This window comes from Falsochrobactrum ovis (assembly GCF_003259955.1).
Classification (GTDB): domain Bacteria; phylum Pseudomonadota; class Alphaproteobacteria; order Rhizobiales; family Rhizobiaceae; genus Brucella; species Brucella ovis_A.
Genome location: NZ_QLMK01000006.1, coordinates 45,337 through 68,082, shown reverse-complemented (window position 1 = coordinate 68,082; position 22,746 = coordinate 45,337). Strand labels below are relative to the sequence as shown.

Here is a 22,746-nt window from a genome sequence, read left to right as displayed (position 1 = left end):
TTCATCCGGCTGGGCTTTGTTCCGGCGTCGGCTCTTGAGAAAAACTGCTGGCGCTTCAATAATCAATGACTTCGAAACCAGCTCTTGTTGCACCGATTAAGCTAAATCGGGTGTATGGTCAAACAGTCGTCGGTGTTCACGCACCGCATAATTATCGGTCATACCTGCCAGATAATCCGCGACACGGCGCGCTCGCCCGGCTTCGTCCAGCGCTTCACAATCCGCGCACCATTCAGGCGGCATAATCGCTGGCTTATTGAAACATGCATCAAACAAATCGCGAACAATTTTATCGGCAGCCTCTCGACGAACCGTCACGCTGGGGTGGAAATAAAGGTTTTTGAAAAGAAAGGCTTTAAGCGCTTTTTCATCGGTTTGCATATTCTTCGAAAAACCAACAAGGGCATGAGTTTGCCCGCGTACGCTTTCCACGTCAGATGGGCTAGCAGATGCAATACGCCGTTGGGATTCTGCAATGACATCTTCTACCATCATGGTAATCTGCCTGCGGACCAATTCGTGGCCCGCCCGAATCGGATCAAGTTCTGGATAGCGTTGCCAAACCATATTTAAAATTCTGTTGGTAAGCGGCACTTCGGTGAGGTCATCAAGCGTTAGCAGCCCAGAACGCAAACCATCATCAATGTCGTGGGCATTATATGCAATATCATCAGCAATAGCGGCACATTGCGCTTCCAAACTCGCAAATCGCTCCAGTTCGAGGTCATAACGCTGATTGAAATCAAGGATTGGTTGCGGGACCGATATAGTGTCTGTGGCCGCAGAGCCTAGCAATGGGCCGTTGTGTTTGACCAAACCTTCCAAGGTTTCCCAAGAAAGATTAAGGCCATCGAAATCGGCATAACGATGTTCAAGTTTTGTCACCAATCGAAGTGATTGAGCATTGTGATCAAAGCCGCCATAGGCTTCCATACACTCATTCAAAGCGTCTTCGCCGGTATGACCAAAAGGCGTATGACCAAAGTCGTGGACCAGCGCCACTGCTTCAGCGAGATCTTCATCCAAACGCAAAGCCCGCGCTAGGGCGCGCGCGATCTGCGCCACCTCGATTGTATGGGTCAGCCTCGTTCGATAATGATCGCCCTCATGGGCGATGAAAACCTGCGTCTTATGTTTAAGCCGCCTAAACGCGTTTGAGTGGATGATGCGATCTCGATCCCGCTGGAACGGCGTTCGGGTTGCGCTTTGCGGTTCCTCAAACAGGCGTCCACGGCTATTTGCAGGATCACACGCGAAAGGCGCTCGCGGTCGATAGCCGAAACCAATTCCATCCAGTGACATTGCTGAGAATTCCTCACTGTAATATGATTAAGCCATAAAGGCTTTAAGATTGACTTCCTTCACTCGCGTTCTTAGCTATCAAGGAATGAGAACAAATAGGCGATGTTAAGTTCGTGCGATATCAGTGCGACCATCGCTACCGCAAGCGGACAATTTAGATGACAAACATCACGGTTTCCGAATCCGCAGCTAAGCGGATTGCCAAGATTATCAGCGCAGATCCAGACAAAACCGCATTACGCGTTTCTGTTGAGGGCGGCGGCTGTTCGGGTTTCTCCTATAAATATGACCTCGTAAACGAACAAAATGACGATGATTTGGTCATCGAAAAACTCGGAGCGAAGGTTTTTATCGATTCAATTTCCGTTCCTTATTTGGATGGTTCGGTGATTGATTTCGTTGACGATCTGATGGGGCAATCATTTCAGATCCGCAATCCCAACGCCACAGCCTCTTGTGGCTGCGGCACCAGTTTTGCCATTTAAAAAGTAAAGTCGGCTGTATTCACAGCCGGCTTTTTTATTCCTTCGCAGCAGAAACGGTCGCATCAATGTGATCGATCAGAGCGTCCGGCAGACCCAGCCTTCCGGCCAACATATCAAGATAACCACGTTCTGCGCGATTGTCTGGATCTATTGCAAGGCGAGAAGCCGTATAAAGCTCAACTTTTTGTTCTTCGGTGCGCGCAGCCGCAACCAGTTCATCAAGATCAACTGGATTTGCCAATTCTTTTTCCAGAAAATCCTCGGCTTCATGATCCAATCCAGAAACCGCCACCTTTTCCATGATCTTGGCGCGTTCAACATCATCAAATATGCCCGTCTGCCTTTGCGGCGGCGATCATGGCCTGAATGAGGGTGAGTGCAAAACTATTGCTCATTTCGGGCGATTGCGGATGAAAAGGTGATTCTGCCGGCGGCAGCGAAATGGTTTCGAGCGCGTTTTCCTTGGGTTGAACAGTTTCAGGCGCTTGGCCGGATTTATAATTTTTGTAAGCAAGATAGCCTAAGCCCGCTATCGCAGCGACACCGCCAACCTTTGCTACATTGCCCGCTAATTTCCGCCCGGTTTTAGTGCCCAAAATTGCAGCGGCTAAAGCACCGGTCGCCAAAGGATTTCGTTTTGCAAGCTCACTGGCTTGTCCGGCTTTGTCGCGGATGCTGCCCGACATTCCCGGTATTTGGGACCCTAGAAACTGATCTAGAAGCTTTTTTTGCATCAAACATGCCGACTCCTGCTGCTTGTGGTTGCTAGAGAAATAGGTAGTCAAACGCTCTATTCAAAGCTTTTGCCAAGAAAAATCTGCGCCGCTAATTTCTGTTAACGAAAACTGAGGCGCTTGCCCTTAGGGTGAACTCGGCTTAATCAAGTTAGTTATGAAAATCGCGACATGGAATATTAACGGCGTTAAAGCGCGTCTTGAGAATCTTCAGCACTGGCTAAAGGAATCAGAGCCTGATATTGCCTGCCTGCAAGAGATAAAATCGGTTGACGAGCTCTTTCCGCGCCTCGAAATTGAAGCTCTTGGATATCATGTAGAGACCCATGGGCAAAAGGGCTTTAACGGCGTTGCCATTTTGTCAAAAAAGTCTCCCGATGAGATCATTCGGGGGCTTCCGGGCGACGATGGTGACGAGCAAGCTCGTTTTATAGAAGCCGTGTTTTCCACGTCCAAAGGCGTCGTGCGGGTGGTTTCACTCTATCTGCCAAACGGAAACCCGATCAATACGGAAAAATTCACTTATAAATTGTCTTGGATGCAGCGATTTGAAGCTTGGGCAAAAGCTCGGCTTGAGCTTGAGGAACCGTTGGTCCTTGCAGGCGATTATAACGTCATCCCTGAACCGGAAGACGCAAAAAATCCCGATCTGTGGGTCAATGACGCCCTTTATCAGCCGCAGTCGCGGCAGGCATTTCGCCGGCTTGAAAATCTTGGATTTACCGACGCCGTTCGGGCAACCAATGACGATGACGGTATTTACTCATTCTGGGATTATCAGGCGGGAGCTTGGCCGAAAAACAATGGCATACGCATCGATCATTTGATGCTCTCGCCCGAAGCTGCCGATTTGCTCGTGTCCGCAGATGTGGAAAAGCACGTTCGTGCTTGGGAAAGACCGTCTGATCATGTGCCGGTGATCGCAACGTTTTCTTTGTAGAGTATTGAGCGGGTTTAATTCCGCTAAGGATTAAAAACCGCCATCGCTCATATAGTCGCTTGCAAGAGCCACCGCATTACGGCGGTCGGCTTCGCCGGCCACTGAGAAAGCTTGCTCCTGCATATCGCGGATCCAGACGCAATCATCTGAGGAGCAACGTTCGAAAGCTGCCGTCAACATCGCCAATCCGCGAACAGTTTTTCCTGCCTGAAACAGCATATTGCCAAGCATGGCCTGCGCGCTAGCGTTACCCTTGCGTGCAGCCAGTTGAAACCAACGGGCTGCTTGGACCGCGTTCTTCTCACCGCCCTCACCTAGAAGAAGCATTCTTCCAAGTTCAAACTGGGCGGCAGCATCGCCAAAATTAGATGCAGCCTGAACATATAATTCCCGTGCAGCACGGGGATTGGGTTTTATAGGCGTACCTGAAATTCCATCTTTCAAATAGCCTGCGAGAGCAACCAAAGCGTCGGCAACATAGGATTCATTTTCAGAGCCAGGCTCAGCGCCGTCACGAACGATTTTTTCAAATATTTTGAAAGCTTCGAGATCATTTTCCACCACGCCATCGCCCTCAGCATACATACGTGCGAGCTTCCATTTGGCGCCTTGGTGGCCGTGATCGGCTGCATAACGAAGCGCTTTGACCGCCTCATCCTTATGCCCGTTTTTATAAGCAGAAAAACCAAATTTGAAGACCTCGAACGGACTGCGCGATTCTTCCGTATCGTCTTTCAAATCAAAAGCCCCGGCGCTGTTACACATGACTGTAAGTCCTAGCGCCAGCGCTATGAGTGGGTATGAAAAACTGCGATTACGCATCACGACGCTGGTCTTTCACAAAGAGGAATAGGTTAACCGGGATCATAACTTGGCATTGAGACAGGACTAAGTCGCGAATTTGACTGAAAAAAGCTATTCCTTTGTCCACGATCAAAACAGGGAAACGAGCATTTTCAGTGCTATTCACAAGAAAAATACTTGCAAATCCGCCTTGTCTGTCTTTCCTGATCCGTCGCAAGATTACATCCCCGCTTACTAAATCTTTCGCCTATAACGGGTGGAGCTGCTTTGTGGCGGGAAATGGGCAAAAACCATTGTCCGAGCAGAAACCGACCGCATTGCGTTCCACTGTTGCGTAATCACCACAAAATCCACCTTCACTTTCTATGTTTAAATCACCCTATAGTTGCTAGCTGGCGTCAAATTGCTTTAGCCCATATAGAAAAGTGCTTTTTAGGATTATTCAATGAAACGGGTGCGCGGCACTAGCCAAAAATATTATCGAAGAAAACGCCCAATCAAAAATATAAAACTCTTTGATATCTTACTGACTTTATTCATTTTTTCTGGTTTGATTGCGGCAATTTTTGCCCTCGACTCCTCATCAGATTCCACCGATTCTCTCGTGGGTACGCCGCGTATTATCGATGGCGACACATTGGTAATACGCAATCGACATGTACGTTTGTTGGGAATCGATGCCGCTGAACTTAACCAGACCTGCCATAGGGATGGGAAACCATATGATTGCGGTCGAGAAGTTAAAAAAGCGCTTCAAAATGAAATCGGCAACACGGTGATTCGGTGCGAAATTGATGGCGCCGACCGATATAAACGTGATTTGGGCCGATGTTTTAAATCGGAAAAAGATATAAATGCATGGCTTGTGGAGAATGGCTGGGCGCTTTCTTATGGCGATTATCGCAATGAAGAAATTATTGCGCGGCGAGCAAAGCGCGGATTGTGGAGTGGCGAATTCGAACGCCCTTCTCAATGGCGCGCCCAGAATAAAGCAAATCGTCAGCCAGGCATTGATTCAACTGAATCCTTCTCCGCTGCAATTTCGAAATGGGTTTACTATATTAAGACACATATTCTGGAACTAATATCCCGCTAGCGAAGTGAAAGCGAATTTATGGATGATTTGAGCGAGATCAAGCGCTCCATTCGGGCCTGCCGTATATGCCGCGACCAGCCGAAGCACTTTCCGGCTTTGCCGCATGATCCTAATCCGGTTTGCATTGTTTCAACCCAAGCCCGCATTGCAATTTGCGGCCAAGCGCCGGGCATTCGAGTTCATAATAGCTCTGTACCGTTTAATGACCCGTCGGGCGATAGGCTTCGGCAATGGCTGGGGACCTCTCGCGAGGAATTTTACGATCCGTCCTTATTCGCAATTGTTCCGATGGGCTTCTGCTTTCCCGGCTATGATAAGCATGGTGGAGATCTTCCGCCGCGGCGGGAATGTCGCCAAATTTGGCATGATCGCGTTTTCGCATCGATGCCGCAGCTCGAAATTATACTGGTGATTGGGCAATATGCACTGGCCTATCATCTACCAGATCGGCCGAACAAAAGCCTGACCGACACTGTTCGGAACTGGCAGGACCTCATTGCCACCCCCAATAAGGCGGGGCAGATCATATTCCCTCTTCCGCATCCCTCGTGGCGCAATAGCGGTTGGCTAAAGCGCAATCCTTGGTTTAACGCAGAAGTTGTTCCTGTTCTTCAGCAAAAAATCCGCCACATATTGGAAAATAGTAAATAATTTTTAGCCTTCCAGCTTCCAATAGAATTTTCTTCCTGTTATTTAACATCATTCCGACCCATAAGGTATGCTGTTTCAAACCTCCTGAAATTTGGGGAAATGATTTCTAAAATTGGGAATGAGATCAATGGACAGGCTCGACAGGAAAATACTGCGATTATTGCAGGAAGACGCGACACTGGCAGTAGCGGATATTGCCAGGAAAGTGGGCCTTTCGACCACTCCGTGCTGGCGGCGCATTCAAAAGCTTGAAGAAGATGGCGTCATCAAACGGCGGGTTGCTATACTTGATCCGGCGCGGATCAACACACGTGTCACGGTTTTTGTCTCTGTGCGCACCAGTTCGCATAGTAATGAATGGCTGAAGCGGTTTTCTGAGGTCGTGAAAGAGTTCCCGGAAGTTATTGAGTTTTATCGCATGAGTGGCGATGTCGACTATCTCCTGCGCGTTGCGGTGCCAGATATCGCTGCTTATGACGCTTTTTACAAACGTCTCATCAGCAAGATTGAAATCCAGGATGTGTCGTCTTCTTTCGCCATGGAGCAGATCAAATATACAACGGAATTGCCGCTGGATTACATGCTTCTCGACAAGGAAAACAACTAACAAAAAGCCCGGAGATCACTCCGGGCCTTATTTTAAAGCATCTATTTTGCGGCATTAGGAATGCCGAGCTGCTCGAATGTTGCCATGCCGCTATGACAGAGCGCCGCGGCTTTCACGATACCGGCAGCCAAAGCTGCGCCGGTGCCCTCGCCCAGTCGCATGCCAAGATCTAGAAGTGGTTTTTTCCCCATTTTATCCAAAAGGAGGCGGTGACCTGGTTCAGCGGACACATGGCCAAACAAGCAATGATCAAGCGCTGTTGGATTGGCAGCATAAAGAATAGCGGCGGCAGAAGTTGCAACGAATCCATCAAGGATAACAGGGATTTTTTCCATCCGAGCTGCGAGAATTGCGCCTGCCATGGCTGCAACTTCTCGCCCGCCTAACCGGCGTAACACTTCCAACGGATCTTTCAAATGTGCCTGATGCAGCGTCACTGCGGCACGAACTGCTGCGAGCTTGCGTTCCATTAGCTCGCCTGTAGAGCCGGCCCCCGGCCCGACCCAATCTTCTGCCGAACCGCCAAACAGGGCCAAAGCAATGGCTGCTGCAATGGTTGTATTGCCGATTCCCATTTCGCCAATGCACAGAAGATCCGTACCCCCAGCGATACCTTCCATGCCAAATGCCATTGTGGCAGCACAGCTGCGCTCATCCATAGCGGCGTCTTCGGTTATGTCTGCGGTGGGGTGTTCCAACGCCAGATCAAAAACTTTAAGCCCCAAATCATGCGCGATGCAGATCTGGTTGATTGCGGCACCACCGGAAGCAAAATTTTCGACCATCTGAGCGGTAACGCTTGATGGAAATGGCGTAATGTTTTTGGCTGTCACTCCGTGGTTGCCAGCAAAAATTGCGACCAGCGGGCGATTGATCTGTGGAATAGGCTTGCCCGACCAGCCAGCCAACCACACAGCGATTTCCTCCAGCTGCCCAAGCGAGCCATGCGGCTTGGTCAGTGTTGCTTCGCACGCCCGAACAGCTTCCTGCGCGGAAAGATCGGGGCCGGGAAGATTGCGGATAAGTTCACGGAAATCGTCAAAAGGAAGGCCACTGGCACTCATATCGTCTGGTCCAATCAATCAAGGGAGGATGCAAATCTATTGTGCTCGTCCTATAAGCTGTTGGCTAATTTTTCAAATCACCTTTGCGTCGCGCTAAATTATATATGATGGGCGCGAATAGAATGGAGCAAACAGATGCATCGGCCGAGCATCATAAGAGACACAATTCTGTCTCTTGGTTTTTTAAGCCGCCTGCCTCTGGCATCCAGATGGTTCGAAGGCTCCAGCGATTCCTTAAAAGAGAGCGTGCGGGCTTTTCCGCTTGCTGGTGCAATTCTCGGGACGCTAGCAGGTATCGCGCTTTTCATTTGTGATTATCTCGGCCTACCCGCCCTTGCTTGCAGCTTCGTTGCGGTTGGAGCGCTGATCGCCATGACGGGCGCCTTGCACGAAGACGGGCTTGGGGATACTGCCGATGGTTTTTTTGGTGCTACAACACCGGAACGCCGTCTTGAAATTATGAAAGATTCGCGCATCGGCACCTTTGCGGCCCTTACGCTCATCATTTTCATTGGCCTAAAAGTGTCATTGTTGGCAGCGATTCTGCAACGCTTTGGCGTATTTCAGACCATACTGGTGCTTATCGGGGCAGAAGCGGCAAGCCGCGCTGCAATGCTCATGCTTTGGTATCGATTACCATCGGCGCGCCCAGGCGGAGTTGCTGATAATGTTGGTACGCCAAAATGGGAAGCCCTTCTCTGTGCGTTAGCAATAGGATTTGGGATTTTGATCGCCACAATTTTTCTGGTGGGAGGTGTTTTCGCGCTATTCAAAGCGATAATTTTTGCCTTCGCCTTGCTCTATGGCTTTGCAAAATTATGTTTGGCCAAGATCGGCGGACAAACCGGCGATACTCTGGGCGCTGCTCAGCAGCTTGTGGCACTGGCCATTCTGCTTGGGGTTGCTTCGGCACTATGAGGCAGCCACATTATTTCCTATGAATAAAAAGGCCATCGAATCACCCTGTATAATGGTGTGTGTCATAGATCACCGGACCGGGCTGTGTCTGGGCTGCGCCCGCTCACTCGACGAAATCGGCCGCTGGTCAGCGATGAGCGATCAAGAACAGCTCTCGGTGCTAGCGACACTTTCGGAGCGCCATAAACAATTGAAAAAGAAAGAAGGCTAATGGGCCGATTTTTCTGGATATTGATAGCCGCAATAGCAGTCGTTGCCTTGTTGTTGATTAGCAATAATGATGCAGGCACAACATTTGGCCTTGCCAATGATGCCTTCGGTCAAGCGGCATATCTGGGGATTTTGGGCATTGTTATAGCAGCGGGCCTGCTTGGCTCTGGTATTCGCTTAGGCGATTTTGCGCGCAATATGGCGGTGTGGGCGGTTATCGTATTGAGCCTCGTCGCAGCCTATCAATATCGCTATGAGCTTCAAGATGTTGGTAGCCGCATCACTGCGGGACTTATTCCCGGTAGCCCAATTTCGGGCCGGGCGTCAGACGGCGCTCTTACGGTTACCTTGGCAAAAGCCCCGAACGGCCATTTTGAAGTCAATGGACGCGTGAACGGCAAAAGGGTGCATTTTCTGGTCGATACTGGTGCCTCATCGGTGGTGCTGTCGCTTGAAGATGCCAAACGAGCCGGCATTGATACGGATGTTCTTTCTTATTCGGTGCCGATCATGACCGCCAATGGTAAGGCGCATGCTGCCAGTATCAATATTCAATCGCTACAGATTGGCGACATAGAACGTAACAATATTCGTGCGATGGTGACCAAAGAAGGACTGATGAATGGCAGCCTGCTTGGCATGAACTTTTTACAAACGCTCGGCGGATTTAGCGTCCGGGGCGATCAGCTCATTATGATTGACTAAGCCAATTCATTGCTGGCTTCCATCACCATTGCATAAGCCTGACGAAGCACGTCGCTCGTCGCCCCGGGCTTGGTTGCATCAGTTGATAATATTTGTCGCCAGCGCCTTGCCCCCGGCTGACCGGTAAAGAGCCCGACCATATGGCGGCTGACATGCGTAACTCTGCCACCCGACGCAATATGCCGGTCGATATATTCGCACATAGCGTCAATGATTTCATCCATATCAACCGCTTTTTGCGGCTCGCCATAGATAAGATGATCAACGTCAGCAAGCAGTGCTGGATTATGATAAGCGGTACGGCCCAGCATCACGCCATCAACGTGGTTGAGATGAACGGTCGCTTCCTTCAGATCAGAAATACCGCCATTTATGCCAATGAATGGCGAATTCAAACGCGCTTTTAAACGATAGACGCGATCATAATCCAAAGGTGGAATATCGCGGTTATCTTTGGGTGAAAGCCCCTTCAACCAAGCTTTGCGCGCATGCACCCATAGCGCATCGGCACCGGCTTCTAGAACCTGATCCGCCACGGCGTCTAACGCGATTTCCGGGTCCTGATCGTCGACACCGATACGGCATTTGACGGTAACCGGAACCGAAACGGCCTCTTTCATAGTGGCGACGCAACGCGCAACCACATCTGGCGTTTGCATAAGACATGCGCCAAATGTGCCCGATTGCACCCGGTCGGAGGGACAGCCGACATTGAGGTTGATTTCGTCATAACCGAAATCCACACCGATACGCGCTGCTTCACTGAGCTTGATCGGATCAGAACCGCCCAGTTGCAAAGCGATAGGATGTTCAGCCTTATCAAATCCGAGCAACCTCTCACGCGGGCCATAAATTGCAGCATCCGCCACCACCATCTCGGTATAGAGCAATGCACGCTTTGAAAATAGGCGGTGAAGGTAACGGCAATGACGATCTGACCAGTCGAGCATGGGTGCCACCGCAAAACGATGATCAGGATAATTGCGATTTTTATTTGTTATTTCAGTCATTTACACAATTACTCTAATAAGTAGATTCATCTTGCCCGGGTCTATATGAGGTTTCAGCAATGCAAAAGCCACAAAGCAGCAGATTATTCAAGTTTCCTAGCCTCATGGCAGATATGAGCTTGACTGCATCACAGCTATATTTGTGACTTTCGGCCGACTGTCATTATATGATTGGTGAACATTATTGACGCCGATTCCTTTCCCCGACATATAAGGAAAATTAGTGTGAGTGATCTCTCTGTTTTCGACACGAGTTTTGATGCCTTCCTGTTTGACATGGATGGCACCATTTTAAGTTCAATTGAGGCGACCGAACGTGTCTGGGGAAAATGGGCCGAAAGGCATGGAATTGACCCAGTCACATTTTTACCCACTGTACATGGTGTTCGCGCGGTTGAAACCGTGCGCAGACTAGGTATGCCGCATCTTGATCCGGAGCATGAAGCCAAAATCCTGCTTGAGGCTGAAATTGCCGACCTTGAAGGCATTGTGCCGATTGATGGGGCCACGGAATTTCTGGCTTCTCTTCCAACGGACCGTTGGGCCATCGTTACTTCAGCACCATTAGAGCTGGCTCGAAGCCGCCTTGGCGCGGCTGGCCTGTCGCTGCCAACCAATATCGTTACATCCGAGGACGTGCAACGCGGCAAGCCAAGCCCGGAATGTTTTCAGCTTGGTGCTAAGCGGTTGGGCTTTGATCCAAAAAACTGTCTGGTTTTTGAAGATGCGACAGCGGGAATTATCGCCGGGGAAACCGCTGGCTGCCACGTGCTCGTCGTAACCGCCACACATGAGACCCCACCTGAGACCTCACATTATTGCATAAAGAGCTATAAAGAGCTTGAGCTTCAGGTAGCTGAGGATGGCAGACTCTCTCTTAGCAAAGCGGTTTAAATAATACGCTGCCCTTCGCGCCAGACGGTGCGGATGATCGGTATGTCATCGATGAGTTGAACGCGTACCAGATCCGCACGTTTTCCCTCTATAATCTCGCCTCTATCTACCAATCCGACAGCTTTTGCAGGGTTGGTAGAAACAAAGCGAATAGCATCAGGCAATGAAATCGTTTCGGACACATTCGCAAGCGCAAACGCGGCTTGCATCATACTGGCGGGGATATAATCGGATGAAATAATATCAAGATGCCCGAGTTCCGCCAGTTCCCGGGCCGAGACATTACCTGAATGGGATGCACCGCGCACCACATTTGGCCCACCCATGAGCACAGACATGCCTGCCTCTTTGGAAGCTTTCGCTGCTATTTGTGTCGTGGGAAATTCAGCGATTTTAACTCCTTGCTCCTGAGCCTCTCTCACATGATCGATGGTTGCGTCGTCATGGCTAGCAAGGATAATGCCGCGCTCATGGCAAGAGTTTGCGATGATTTGGCGGTTCGAAGCGGAATTTTGTCGCGATTGCTCCTGCCGCATTTCGCAATAGTTTTGAAACTCGTCTTCAGATACTTTCAGCTTACGCAAATAATATAGTTTATAGGTTTCAATATCAGTGAACTGGCGTTGCCCCGGCGCGTGGTCCATCAATGAGACAAGCTTGACCAGCGGATGATCGCCAAAACGCTCAAATGCTCCACGACAATCAGGTGCCGAAATCTCACACCGAAGATGTAAAAAGTGGTCGGCCCGCAAGCGCCCAGCAGTTTTTCCTTCTGCAATAGCGGCGGACAGCTTGCGCATATCCTCAATACTGGTTTGGGCTTCATCATCAAAACCGATACGCAATGCATCAAAAACCGTAGTGATTCCCGATGCAGCAATTTGCGCATCATGTGCTTGCACTGCCGCTATCGGATTCCAGCGCACTTTCGGTCTCGGCGCATAATGGCTCTCAAGATGATCTGTGTGCAGCTCAATGAGACCCGGAGTGATGAAATCTCCGTCCATGTCCTTGCCAATGACAGAAGCACCCGAAGAAATATCATCTATTTTTCCATCAACGAGTTTTATGCTGCCTTTGATCACCTCATCAGCCAGCACAATATGGGCATTGGATAGCACGGTTTCAGTCTTCACGCTTTAACACCTCCCCATAGAGCGCACGGGCACTTTGGTCATTTTTTCTCCACCCGTCATAGGATGCAGTGAATGAATTTCGAATGGCGCGCCTGGCTCTTGTTCCACGAAGAGCGCCAGATTAGAAATTTCCAGCGGTTCATTCAAAACAGGTGCGAAAAACTCATCCAAAACACGATGGATTTGTGATTGCCTTGCCGGTTCTACAGCGCCAGTCAGCGTCATATGGAACCGAAACTGATCAAATATATACGGATATCCCCACCGATGTAGATTATGCCGCTGCACTTCATTTAATTGGTCCGGCTGTCGGCGTTCAATATCATAAGCACGCAAGGGTGCACGAAAACGATCGAGGGAAACCACCACATCATTCGCAAGCTGGTTTAGCTCGGGCACGGATGCGGTAGGCACGAGCGCAAAAAAAGAACCCAATGCGGCGATTTCCAGTCGAGGAATTACGAATGGCGCGCATAGGGATGCAAAATGCATAAGTGCAGATAGCAGCTCGCTCTCATCAAAAGCATCATCAAGCCGGAAAGGTGCTTTGAGTGTCGCATGAAAACCATAGCGTGCGGGATCTTTAGTCAGCTTCGCGATTTCATCGGCACTGAGGGCACATAGGGCGGGCCGTTTGACCAGTTCGCCACTAAAAGCGTCTCTTCCCAGCCAGTTAATCGCTACCTTATGAAGCGCATCACTTGGCGGCGGAGTGTAGTAAATCGCATATCGCATGATGATTCCTTTTCTGGCGGATGGTTACATGCGAATTGTGGCATGTCGATAAAGGCAGCACGCAGTGTGGATTCCGCAAGAACGTAATTTACATATCAGTATTTTCATATAGGCGTACATGAGTCAGTAATAAGGAGTGGGACTATTATGGGTGACGTTAAAGGCGGTTTCGCATCCATTGGCGAGTGTATGATCGAGCTTTCAGGCAATCACGGCGACCAATGGCGTATGGGTTTTGCAGGCGATACGCTTAACACTGCTTGGTACATGCGCGCACTGACCGACGAGACCTATCCTGTCGATTATGTAACCGCATTTGGTGAAGATGATTTCTCACGCAAGCAGCTAGCATTTCTCCATTCCAATAACATTGGAACTGCTAATAGTCCCATTATCAAGGGTGCCCATCCTGGGCTCTATGCCATAACGCTCGACGGAGCTGAGCGTTCATTTACCTATTGGCGCAATGATGCGGCGGCACGGCGTCTGGCTACCGATCGTGATGCTTTGAAAGCAAGTCTTGCGGGTCGTGACATTATCTATTTTTCGGGAATATCTATCGCTGTGGTATTTCCTGAACACAGAAATGTATTTTTTGAGGTTTTACGCGAATGTCGCGCAGAAGGTTCGAAAATCGCTTTCGATCCAAATTTCCGGCATCAGCTCTGGCCAGACCACGAAGTTGCTAAACAAACAATTAGCGAAGCCATGCAGCTTACCGATATAGCTCTGCCCACTTTTCCCGACGAACAGGCATTGTTTGGCGACAAAGACGCAACGACGTGCGCAGAACGATTGCAGGGGCTGGGCGTCAAAGAAATTGTTGTTAAAGACGGCACAGAACCCGCTCTTATTGTCGCTGACCGCGAGCGGGATTTTGTACCGTCAGTTAAAGCGAATGCTATTGATACGACGGGCGCTGGAGACAGTTTTAATGGCGGCTATCTTGCAGCGCGACTCAAAGGTTTTGCCCCCATTGAAGCGGCCAAAAAAGCCCATGCGGTGGCGGCCCGCGTTGTTGAAGCGCCAGGCGCCCTCGCCCCGATGGAAATAGCCCGCGCAGCTTTCGCGGGCTAAGTCGCTATTCCTTTGTAAAAGTGAAATGGCTCGTCTGGGCGTATATTTCGCCCGGACGCAAAATTGATTGTGGGAAATAGGGATATTCCAGCGAACCCGGCCAGATTTGTGGCTCAAGGCAAAATCCTGCGTAGTTTGCATAGGGTTTTCCAGTCAAACCGATACAGTCTGCGCCCATGGAGTTGCCGGAATAGAATTGAAGGCCCGGCTCGGTCGTTGCGACATCTAGTCTTACGCCGGAACGCGCAGCCTTGACCGAGGCGCATTTACGTAAAGGACGGCGCGCTGAGGAAAGACAGTAATTATTGTCGTATTCGAGCTGCTTTCCTTCAATCTCGTAGCGTATCTTGCGAAAACTACGAAAATCATAAGGCGTATCCTTAACAGGCAATACGCGCCCATCGGCTATAAGCTCTTCATTGACTGGCAGATATGCATCGGCCTCAATCTGGAGCTGATGTTCCAGAATGTCGCTTTCTCCACCATCATCGAGATTGAAATAGCTGTGATGTAGGAGGTTGCACACGGTCGGTTTATCCGTAACCGCTTCCAGCCGAACAATTAGCGTTCCGCTCTCATTGATCATATAAGTGCAATGCACATTGAGGTTACCGGGAAAGCCCATTTCTCCATCACTGGCTATGGTTGCCAGCGTTACAAAGTCGCGGCCAGTACCAACCACATTCCAGACACGATGGCCCAAACCTTTAGAACCACCATGGAGATTATGTTTGCCATTAAGGTTTGGTTCGACGTGGTAGATTTGGCCGTCAATCTCAAAACTGGCATTGCGAATCCGATTTGAAAAACGCCCGGCAATCGCTCCCAAATGTGGGGAATGTGCGGGATAATCTTCAAAATCACGATAACCAATTACCAATGGCGCAGCGTGTCCTTTGAGACGCAGATCCTGAATCGCGGCCCCCCAAGTGATTATAGTAGCCTCCAAAGCACCGCTGGAGATTGTCAATTTATGGACTGCTTGTCCGTCCGGTGTATAGCCAAATATGCTCGATTTCACGTCAGCCGCCTGTTAAAAAGATAGGACCTTATTGAGCCTGATTGGCTGATGCTACGCAAGGACTAGTTCATATAATCTTGCCCGCCATCGAATTGAAAAAGCGTTTTTAATTGTGTCGCACGAAGAAGATTTTAAATTTTTGCTTTTAGCTTTATGTTGCGTTTCACATGTTACGCACCTTATATGCCGTATTCGAGACTCGGGGATCGTGCAGCGAATAGGCCTTTCCCTGTATGGGGAAAAACGCTAGACACGCGCAGATACTCAGAAAGCATGCCGAAGAGGCATTGCCAGAATAAAGGAATCGAAACTTGTCCTCTACTTTTGACAAAGTCGCCGACATCATTGCTGAAACAAGCGAAATTGATCGTGACACCATCACCCCAGACAGCCACACTATTGATGATCTAGGCATCGACAGTCTGGATTTTCTGGACATTGTGTTTGCTATCGACAAAGCGTTCGGCATCAAGATTCCGCTGGAACAGTGGACGCAGGAAGTGAACGAAGGCAAGGCTCCGACCGAAGAATACTTTGTTCTGAAAAATCTCTGCGCCAAAATCGACGAACTGGTTGCAGCTAAAAAAGCCTGAATCAGGTCGTAATCTGACGGTATTGAAGGGTGAACATCCGTGTTCGCCCTGATTCCGTTTTTGGATCACTCGCAGCATCCACGGACAGAACCGAACCATGCATAGCAATAAAGTCGTCATCACTGGCATTGGCATCATCTCTTCACTGGGTGAAGGGGTCGACGCGCACTGGAACGCTTTTTCAAGCAGCTCGCCCGAGCCGAAATTGGAAAAAGAAGCCTTTGCGCCTTACACGGTTCATCCATTGGGTGAAATCGACTGGAGCCTGCAAATTCCCAAACGGGGCGACCAGCGGCAGATGGAAACCTGGCAAAGACTGGGTACCTATGCGGCAGGCCTTGCGTTACAAGATGCGGGAATCAAGGATGATGAAGCGCTTTGCTCAACAATGGACATGATTGTTGGCGCGGGTGGTGGCGAACGTGACATTGCCGTTGACATGCAAATTCTTGAAGAAGGCCGCACCAGCAATAATCGCGGTGTGATGCTCAACGAGAAGCTTTCCACAGAATTGCGCCCTACTTTGTTTCTCGCGCAGCTTTCCAATCTGCTGGCTGGAAATATTTCCATTGTCCACAAAGTTACCGGTTCCTCGCGCACATTTATGGGCGAGGAAGGATCGGGCATTTCGGCGATCGAAACGGCTGCTGCGCGCATTCGCTCGGGACAAAGCACACATGCGCTGGTCGGCGGATCATACAATGCCGAACATTTCGATATGATTCTCGGCCATGAGCTTGGCGGTCTTCTCAAACATGATGGCTGGTCACCGCTCTGGCAGCGCGAAGGCTCAGCGGGCGGCGGCATGATCTCTGGCTCAGGCGGCGTGTTTTTAGTGCTTGAAAGTGCAGAACATGCGCGGGAGCGTGGCGTGCGCATTTACGCAGAAATCGAAGCGATTGAGAGCGCACAAGTTCGTCGCGAAACAGATGATCTGGCAAAACTCATTCGTGAGCTTATTCTTGCGGTCAATGACGGATCAAAACCTAATTATGTCGTATCGGGTGCCTCGGGTGCACATATGGCAACCGGTGCGGAAAAAGCTGCGCTGAGTGAAATTGGCACAGCATATCGCGGCATTTCTGGCATTACGGGACATTTGCGGGAAGCGCAATTCCCGCTAGCCTTAGCGCTTGGCGCGATTTCGGTTTGGAAAGGTGAAGCTTTAGCTCCGCTTGATAGGACTGAAAAGCTGATTGATGGTCCCATCAGCGACGCAATTGTCACGACTATTGGTGCCACACGCGCAGAAGGCGCTGCAAAGCTGGTGAGAGCATAAGATGACCAAATATACAGACCATCTCGGCCGCCCCATCGTTGCAATAACCGGTGCAGGCGTTGTCTCCGCGCTGGGCCAGGGAAAAGATGACAATTGGTCGGCGCTGACCAGCGGTCGCTCTGGATTGCATGGAATTACCCGTTTTCCAACGGAGAACCTGAATACGCGTTTCGCCGGTACAGTGGATTTTTTACCGGAAAGCGAAATCGGCGCATCGGCGCTCTCTGAAGCGCTGGCACGACTAGCAGGCGAGGAAGCTCTCGCTCAATCTGGTCTTTCCACTACTAATTTTGGCGGTCCGCTGTTTCTCGCGGCTCCGCCGGTAGAACTTGATTGGAAAAGCCGTTTTGCACTGGATGCAAGCGTCAAGGACGAAGGACCGGCAAGCTATCAGCTCTTGCTTGAAGCCTGCCGCCGCATTCGTCAGGATGCCTTGTTTAATACAACGCAATTTGGCTTTCTTGCTGAACGGCTGTCTGAAACTTTTGGCACTCGTGGCCTACCAGTTACACTTTCGACCGCTTGTGCTTCGGGCGCAACAGCAATTCAGCTGGGTGTTGAAGCCATCCGCCGGGGCGAAAGTGATCGCGTTTTAGCTATCGGGACAGACGGCTCAGTTTCTGCGGAAGCCTTGATCCGGTTTTCACTGCTTTCAGCGCTCTCCACGCAGAATGAGAAGCCAGAAAAAGCATCAAAGCCATTTTCAAAAGATCGCGATGGCTTTGCCATGGCCGAAGGTTCTGGCGCATTTGTGATGGAATCGCTCGAAGCTGCAGTGGCTCGTGGCGCCAATGTTTTGGGCATATTGGCTGGTTGCGGCGAGAAAGCCGACGATTTCCATCGCACTCGCTCAAAACCTGATGCATCACCGGCAATCGGCACTGTTCGTGCAGCTTTGGCTGATGCAGGTCTTAGAGAAGATCAGATCACTTATATCAATGCACATGGCACTTCGACGCCTGAAAATGATAAGATGGAATATCTTACGCTTTCCAGTGTGTTTGGTGACGTATTGGATTCGATTCCGGTGTCGTCCAACAAATCGATGATTGGCCATACACTAACCGCCGCCGGTGCGATTGAAGCTGTGTTCTCTCTGCTAACAATACAGACGGGAACACTCCCGCCCACCATCAATTATGATAACCCGGATCCGGCAATTCCGCTTGATGTTGTGCCCAATATAAAGCGTCAAGCAGAGGTTTCTGCGGTTCTTTCTAACTCATTTGGCTTTGGTGGGCAGAATACCAGCCTTGTATTAACGGCAAATCCGAATTAATCGGATCACAATTGAGCACTCTTCGATAATCCCGGGCAGCCAGCGCTCTCCGGGATTATGTCGTAAAAAGGATTTTTCATGCGCGCTCTGCAGCTTCTCGATGACCGTCGCCTCGAAATGACTGAAATTGCTCCGCCCCCTGCCCCCGGCAATGGCGAAGTTACGGTTCGTATTAAGGCCGTCGCGCTCAATCATATTGATGTCTGGGGTTGGCGCGGCATGGCTTTTGCCAAACGCAAAATGCCGCTCGTAATTGGCGCAGAAGCTTCCGGCGTGGTTGATGCAATCGGTCCGGGTGTTTCAAATGTTCTCCCCGGTCAGCTCGTTTCAATTTACGGAGCGCGTACCTGTGGTCTGTGCAAAGCATGCCGAGAAGGTCGGGATAATCTTTGCGAGCATGTCGGCGGCGTGCACGGGTTTCATCTGGATGGATTTGCTTGCGAAGCGGTCAACCTCCCTGCCCGTTTGCTCGTTCCCGCACCTCCGGGCGTTGACGCAATTGGTGCTGCAGTTGCTCCGGTGACCTTTGGCACTGTTGAGCATATGCTCTTTGATAATGCGAAACTGCAGCCGGGTGAAACAATATTGATTCAGGCCGGTGGTTCTGGCATTGGCTCGGCTGCCATTCAGCTCGCCAAAAAAATGGGCTGCACCGTCATCACTACTGTGGGTTCTGACGATAAGATCGAAAAGGCCAAAGCTCTTGGTGCTGATCACGTCATCAACTATCGCGTCGATCGTTTTGAAGGTGTGGTGCGCAAACTCACCAAGAAAAAAGGTGTCGATGTTGTATTCGAGCATGTGGGTGCTGACACTTGGGCTGGTTCCATGCTTTGCATGAAGCGCGGCGGACGTCTGGTTACCTGTGGTTCGACATCTGGCGTATCAACCAATATGAATTTGATGCAGCTTTTCCAGCAGCAACTTAAAATTCTTGGCTCTTTCGGTTGCCGTATGGAAAATATGGCCGATGCAATGCAGAAAATGGCACAGGGCAAGGTTCATCCGGTGATCGACACCATTGTCGGCTTTGATGACATTGACACCGCTTTGAAACGTATGGAAGGCCGCGACGTCTTCGGCAAGATCGTCTTGCAGATCGACTAAGTTTTTGATGTTCAAGTTAAAGCTTCTTCTGTTCAAGTGGTCACGCAAGCTCAAGCAGTTCAACTATTGGCTCTGGGCGCAGATTGTGTTTTTGGCCTTGGCTCTGTTGCGGCTCTTGCCGGCCAAAAGTGCGATCCGCTTTTCTGCTTGGTTTGCGCGCCAGATTGGTCCTTTGACACCGCGCCACAAGGTTGCAATCGATAATTTGCGTCAGGCCTATCCTGAAAAAACCGAAGATGAAATTCAAAAGATCGCTGTCGAAATGTGGGATTCGATGGCGCGCCTTTTTGCAGAATACATCTTTTTGGATGCTATTTTCGACTTCGATCCTCATGCGACCGAACCGGGATTGATCGAAGTTGAAGGTATTCCGATTTTCGAGCGCCTGCGTGATGAGAAAAAACCACATATATTTTTCACGGCCCATACCGGAAATTTCGAGCTGCTGCCTATTTGCGCTGGCACGTATGGTCTTGATGTGACCGCGCTTTTCCGCCCGCCGAATAACCCCTATGTTGCTAAAAAGGTGCTGAAAGCACGACGCACGAATATGGGACATTTGGTGCCGTCAAAGGCTGGAGCGGCATGGTCGCTGGCCCGTATTCTTGATGAAGGCGGCAATGTCGGTATGCTGGTTGATCAAAAGTTTCAGCGCGGCGTGCGTTCGACATTTTTCAATCGTCCGGTAAAGACCAATCCGCTATTAGCCAAATTAGCGCGTCAGTATGATTGCGATGTTTACCCGGCCCGTTGCATCCGCCTGCCCGGTGGGCGATACCGACTTGAACTCTCTGAGCGAATGGAATTGCCACGTGATGAAAGTGGCGAGATTGATATTGCGGCAACAGCTCAGTTACTCAACGATACAGTTGAGAAGTGGGTTCGCGAATATCCCGGCCAGTGGATGTGGTTCCACAAGCGCTGGGGGTGATTATTTTAATTGATGAGCGTGCCTGATAAGCATGCTACCGGCAGTAAAAATGCCAAGGAGACAGCCATGCGTCCTATTGCCATCGCCCCATCTATTCTTTCCGCCGATTTCGCGCGTCTTGGTGAGGAAGTCGATGCCGTGCTAGAGGCAGGTGCCGACTGGATTCACATTGATGTGATGGATGGGCATTTTGTTCCGAATATTACCTTCGGACCGTCAGTGGTGAACGCAATTCGTCCGCGCACAAAAGCAGTTTTCGACACCCATTTGATGATTGCACCGTGCGATGCTTATCTGCCCGCATTTGCGGAAGCAGGCAGCGATCTGATCACTATTCACGCCGAAGCTGGCGCCCATACACATCGTTCGTTGCAATCTATTCGCGCTCTTGGCAAAAAAGCTGGCCTTGCGCTTAATCCAGCGACGCCTGCCGAGGCGCTGACAAATCTCATCGAAGATGTCGATCTGGTGCTCGTCATGACAGTCAATCCCGGTTTTGGCGGGCAGAAATTCATCACGCCGATGCTTGAGAAAATCAAGCGTGTGCGTGAAATGATCGGTGATCGACCGATTGATATTGAAGTTGATGGCGGTATCACACCTGAAACCGCTGGCGCTGTGGTTGCGGCTGGGGCAAATATTCTTGTAGCCGGATCTGCTGTATATAAGGGCAATTCGATCGAAAGCTATCGCGCCAATATTAAGGCAATTCGGGAAGCTGCAGAGGCTGCACGCTAAAGATTGAGGTGCAGCTTCCGCTCTGCTAAACCGCGCTTATTCTTGAACTCTCTCAAGCTGTGGGCCATCAAGAGGGTCCACCAAAACAGGATATAACCATGATCCCGCGCTATTCCCGGCCTGAAATGGTCGCCATCTGGTCCCCAGAAACAAAATTCCGTATTTGGTTTGAAATCGAAGCCTATGCTTGTGAAGCATTGGCAGAACTGGGCGTGATCCCTAAAGAAGCTGCCAAGACCATTTGGGAAAAGGGAAGCGTTGCCAAGTTCGATGTGGCCCGCATTGACGAAATCGAAGCGGTTACGAAACATGACGTAATCGCATTTCTGACCCATTTGGCGGAATTTATCGGACCCGATAGCCGTTTTGTGCATCAGGGCATGACGTCATCTGACGTGCTGGATACGACGCTCAATGTTCAATTGGTTCGGGCGGCTGATCTTTTGCTCGCTGATTTAGATCGCGTACTCGCAGCACTCAAAAAGCGCGCTTTTGAACATAAGGATACAGTGCGCATTGGTCGCAGCCACGGCATTCATGCTGAACCGACCACGATGGGCCTAACCTTCGCTCGCTTTTATGCAGAAATGTCTCGCAACCGTGCGCGTCTTGTTGCAGCACGGGGTGAAATCGCAACCGGCGCAGTTTCTGGCGCGGTTGGTACTTTCGCAAATATTGACCCGCGTGTTGAGGAATATGTTTGCAGCAAGCTGGGCCTTGAGCCTGAGCCGGTTTCGACGCAAATTATCCCACGTGATCGCCATGCAATGTTCTTTGCAACACTGGGCGTAATTGCTTCATCAATTGAGAATATTGCAACCGAAATCCGCCACATGCAGCGCACGGAAGTTCTGGAAGCAGAAGAATTCTTCTCTCCCGGGCAAAAAGGTTCGTCGGCAATGCCGCACAAGCGCAATCCCGTGCTGACCGAAAACCTGACTGGCCTCGCACGTCTGGTTCGCATGTCGGTCACACCAGCGCTTGAAAATGTCACGCTCTGGCACGAACGTGATATTTCACATTCAAGCGTTGAACGTGCGATTGGACCGGACACCACTGTGACTTTGGACTTTGCGCTTAACCGCTTGGCCGGTGTCATTGAAAAGCTGGTGATCTACCCAGAAAACATGCTCAACAACATGAACAAGTTCCGCGGACTGGTTCATTCGCAGCGTGTTCTGCTCGCCCTCACCCAAGCTGGTGTTTCTCGCGAAGATTCCTATCGTCTGGTTCAGCGCAATGCGATGCGGGTTTGGGAACAAGGTGCTGACTTCCTTGAAGAGCTCTTGGCCGATGAGGAAGTTCGTGCGGCACTCTCAGAAGAACAGATTCGTGAAAAATTCGATCTTGGCTATCATACCAAGCATGTTGATACGATTTTCCAACGCGTATTCGGCGAATCATAAGATCATAATTTGATTCAGCAAAAA

General features: G+C 50.3%; 24 protein-coding genes and 1 pseudogene. 17 read left to right on the top strand and 8 right to left on the bottom strand.

Annotated elements, in window-relative coordinates; all coding sequences use genetic code 11:
• Positions 1 to 96: 96 nt before the first annotated feature.
• Positions 97 to 1,302 carry a deoxyguanosinetriphosphate triphosphohydrolase gene (locus C7374_RS09510; RefSeq protein WP_111575395.1) on the bottom strand — a complete coding sequence of 402 codons (1,206 nt, stop codon included), beginning with the start codon at positions 1,300 to 1,302 and terminating at the stop codon, positions 97 to 99.
• 158 nt (positions 1,303 to 1,460) lie between these two features.
• Here C7374_RS09510 and erpA point away from each other — a divergent pair, with 158 nt between their 5' ends.
• Positions 1,461 to 1,787, top strand: coding sequence for an iron-sulfur cluster insertion protein ErpA (erpA, locus tag C7374_RS09505; RefSeq protein ID WP_111575394.1), 327 nt, complete (start codon positions 1,461 to 1,463; stop codon positions 1,785 to 1,787).
• 34 nt (positions 1,788 to 1,821) lie between these two features.
• On the opposite strand, the pseudogene C7374_RS09500 reads toward erpA, so the two are convergent.
• Positions 1,822 to 2,528: pseudogene (locus C7374_RS09500) on the bottom strand (tellurite resistance TerB family protein).
• Positions 2,529 to 2,678: 150 nt separating this feature from the next.
• Here C7374_RS09500 and xth point away from each other — a divergent pair.
• Entirely contained in the window at positions 2,679 to 3,461 is a 783-nt protein-coding gene (xth, locus tag C7374_RS09495; RefSeq protein WP_111575393.1) for an exodeoxyribonuclease III, read from the top strand.
• A 30-nt stretch (positions 3,462 to 3,491) separates the two neighbouring features.
• Here xth and C7374_RS09490 read toward each other — a convergent pair whose 3' ends face one another.
• The gene (locus tag C7374_RS09490; protein WP_245412619.1) at positions 3,492 to 4,226 is read right to left on the bottom strand and encodes a tetratricopeptide repeat protein; all 735 of its coding nucleotides are present in this window, start codon (positions 4,224 to 4,226) and stop codon (positions 3,492 to 3,494) included.
• A gap of 484 nt (positions 4,227 to 4,710) precedes the next feature.
• On the opposite strand from C7374_RS09490, the gene C7374_RS09485 reads away from it, so the two are divergent.
• The 3 genes from C7374_RS09485 to C7374_RS09475 all read left to right on the top strand — a co-directional run bounded on the left by C7374_RS09485 (position 4,711) and on the right by C7374_RS09475 (position 6,619).
• Positions 4,711 to 5,361: a thermonuclease family protein gene (locus C7374_RS09485; RefSeq protein WP_111575391.1), complete on the top strand. Its 651-nt coding sequence runs from the start codon at positions 4,711 to 4,713 to the stop codon at positions 5,359 to 5,361.
• A gap of 18 nt (positions 5,362 to 5,379) precedes the next feature.
• A complete protein-coding gene (locus tag C7374_RS09480) occupies positions 5,380 to 6,012 on the top strand; it encodes a uracil-DNA glycosylase family protein (protein WP_111575390.1) in 633 nt (210 codons plus the stop codon).
• Positions 6,013 to 6,139: 127 nt separating this feature from the next.
• The gene (locus tag C7374_RS09475) at positions 6,140 to 6,619 is read left to right on the top strand and encodes an Lrp/AsnC family transcriptional regulator (RefSeq protein WP_111575389.1); all 480 of its coding nucleotides are present in this window, start codon (positions 6,140 to 6,142) and stop codon (positions 6,617 to 6,619) included.
• Positions 6,620 to 6,660: 41 nt separating this feature from the next.
• On the opposite strand, the gene cobT is transcribed toward C7374_RS09475, so the two are convergent.
• Entirely contained in the window at positions 6,661 to 7,683 is a 1,023-nt protein-coding gene (gene cobT, locus C7374_RS09470) for a nicotinate-nucleotide--dimethylbenzimidazole phosphoribosyltransferase (protein ID WP_111575388.1), read from the bottom strand.
• 135 nt (positions 7,684 to 7,818) lie between these two features.
• Between cobT and C7374_RS09465 the strand changes: the two genes are divergently transcribed.
• Genes C7374_RS09465 through C7374_RS09455 form a run of 3 tightly spaced genes read left to right on the top strand, consistent with a single transcriptional unit; the run spans position 7,819 to position 9,516 of the window.
• Positions 7,819 to 8,601: an adenosylcobinamide-GDP ribazoletransferase gene (locus tag C7374_RS09465; protein WP_111575387.1), complete on the top strand. Its 783-nt coding sequence runs from the start codon at positions 7,819 to 7,821 to the stop codon at positions 8,599 to 8,601.
• On the top strand, positions 8,486 to 8,812 hold the full coding sequence (locus tag C7374_RS16635) for a DUF1289 domain-containing protein (RefSeq protein WP_483459064.1): 327 nt from the start codon (positions 8,486 to 8,488) through the stop codon (positions 8,810 to 8,812). Before C7374_RS09465 ends, C7374_RS16635 begins: the two co-directional genes overlap by 116 nt.
• Positions 8,812 to 9,516: a TIGR02281 family clan AA aspartic protease gene (locus tag C7374_RS09455; RefSeq protein WP_111575385.1), complete on the top strand. Its 705-nt coding sequence runs from the start codon at positions 8,812 to 8,814 to the stop codon at positions 9,514 to 9,516. The genes C7374_RS16635 and C7374_RS09455 overlap by 1 nt, the downstream gene beginning before the upstream one ends.
• Here C7374_RS09455 and dusA read toward each other — a convergent pair.
• Positions 9,513 to 10,526, bottom strand: a complete 1,014-nt coding sequence (gene dusA, locus C7374_RS09450; protein WP_111575384.1) for a tRNA dihydrouridine(20/20a) synthase DusA — start codon at positions 10,524 to 10,526, stop codon at positions 9,513 to 9,515. The genes C7374_RS09455 and dusA overlap by 4 nt on opposite strands.
• Positions 10,527 to 10,751: 225 nt before the next feature.
• On the opposite strand from dusA, the gene C7374_RS09445 reads away from it, so the two are divergent.
• Positions 10,752 to 11,420, top strand: a complete 669-nt coding sequence (locus C7374_RS09445; protein ID WP_111575383.1) for an HAD family hydrolase — start codon at positions 10,752 to 10,754, stop codon at positions 11,418 to 11,420.
• On the opposite strand, the gene C7374_RS09440 is transcribed toward C7374_RS09445, so the two are convergent.
• Both C7374_RS09440 and C7374_RS09435 read right to left on the bottom strand, forming a co-directional pair.
• Positions 11,417 to 12,556 (bottom strand): alpha-D-ribose 1-methylphosphonate 5-triphosphate diphosphatase, encoded by a 1,140-nt coding sequence (locus tag C7374_RS09440; protein WP_111575382.1) that lies wholly within the window; start codon positions 12,554 to 12,556, stop codon positions 11,417 to 11,419. The genes C7374_RS09445 and C7374_RS09440 overlap by 4 nt on opposite strands.
• A gap of 3 nt (positions 12,557 to 12,559) precedes the next feature.
• Complete coding sequence (locus tag C7374_RS09435; RefSeq protein WP_111575381.1) at positions 12,560 to 13,291, bottom strand: DUF1045 domain-containing protein; 732 nt, start codon at positions 13,289 to 13,291, stop codon at positions 12,560 to 12,562.
• A 147-nt stretch (positions 13,292 to 13,438) separates the two neighbouring features.
• Here C7374_RS09435 and C7374_RS09430 point away from each other — a divergent pair, with 147 nt between their 5' ends.
• Complete coding sequence (locus C7374_RS09430; RefSeq protein WP_111575380.1) at positions 13,439 to 14,368, top strand: sugar kinase; 930 nt, start codon at positions 13,439 to 13,441, stop codon at positions 14,366 to 14,368.
• 4 nt (positions 14,369 to 14,372) lie between these two features.
• Here C7374_RS09430 and C7374_RS09425 read toward each other — a convergent pair whose 3' ends face one another.
• Positions 14,373 to 15,389: an aldose epimerase family protein gene (locus C7374_RS09425; protein WP_111575379.1), complete on the bottom strand. Its 1,017-nt coding sequence runs from the start codon at positions 15,387 to 15,389 to the stop codon at positions 14,373 to 14,375.
• Between the two features lie 311 nt (positions 15,390 to 15,700).
• On the opposite strand from C7374_RS09425, the gene C7374_RS09420 reads away from it, so the two are divergent.
• The 7 genes from C7374_RS09420 to purB all read left to right on the top strand — a co-directional run bounded on the left by C7374_RS09420 (position 15,701) and on the right by purB (position 22,722).
• Positions 15,701 to 15,982, top strand: coding sequence for an acyl carrier protein (locus C7374_RS09420; protein WP_111575378.1), 282 nt, complete (start codon positions 15,701 to 15,703; stop codon positions 15,980 to 15,982).
• Positions 15,983 to 16,079: 97 nt separating this feature from the next.
• Complete coding sequence (locus C7374_RS09415) at positions 16,080 to 17,261, top strand: beta-ketoacyl-ACP synthase (protein WP_111575377.1); 1,182 nt, start codon at positions 16,080 to 16,082, stop codon at positions 17,259 to 17,261.
• A 1-nt stretch (position 17,262) separates the two neighbouring features.
• The gene (locus C7374_RS09410; protein WP_111575376.1) at positions 17,263 to 18,540 is read left to right on the top strand and encodes a beta-ketoacyl-ACP synthase; all 1,278 of its coding nucleotides are present in this window, start codon (positions 17,263 to 17,265) and stop codon (positions 18,538 to 18,540) included.
• A gap of 78 nt (positions 18,541 to 18,618) precedes the next feature.
• Complete coding sequence (locus tag C7374_RS09405) at positions 18,619 to 19,647, top strand: zinc-binding dehydrogenase (protein WP_111575375.1); 1,029 nt, start codon at positions 18,619 to 18,621, stop codon at positions 19,645 to 19,647.
• Between the two features lie 4 nt (positions 19,648 to 19,651).
• A complete protein-coding gene (locus C7374_RS09400) occupies positions 19,652 to 20,578 on the top strand; it encodes a lipid A biosynthesis lauroyl acyltransferase (RefSeq protein ID WP_111575374.1) in 927 nt (308 codons plus the stop codon).
• 66 nt (positions 20,579 to 20,644) lie between these two features.
• Positions 20,645 to 21,316, top strand: a complete 672-nt coding sequence (gene rpe, locus C7374_RS09395) for a ribulose-phosphate 3-epimerase (protein WP_111575445.1) — start codon at positions 20,645 to 20,647, stop codon at positions 21,314 to 21,316.
• Between the two features lie 98 nt (positions 21,317 to 21,414).
• Entirely contained in the window at positions 21,415 to 22,722 is a 1,308-nt protein-coding gene (gene purB / locus C7374_RS09390; RefSeq protein ID WP_111575373.1) for an adenylosuccinate lyase, read from the top strand.
• Positions 22,723 to 22,746 lie beyond the last annotated feature (24 nt).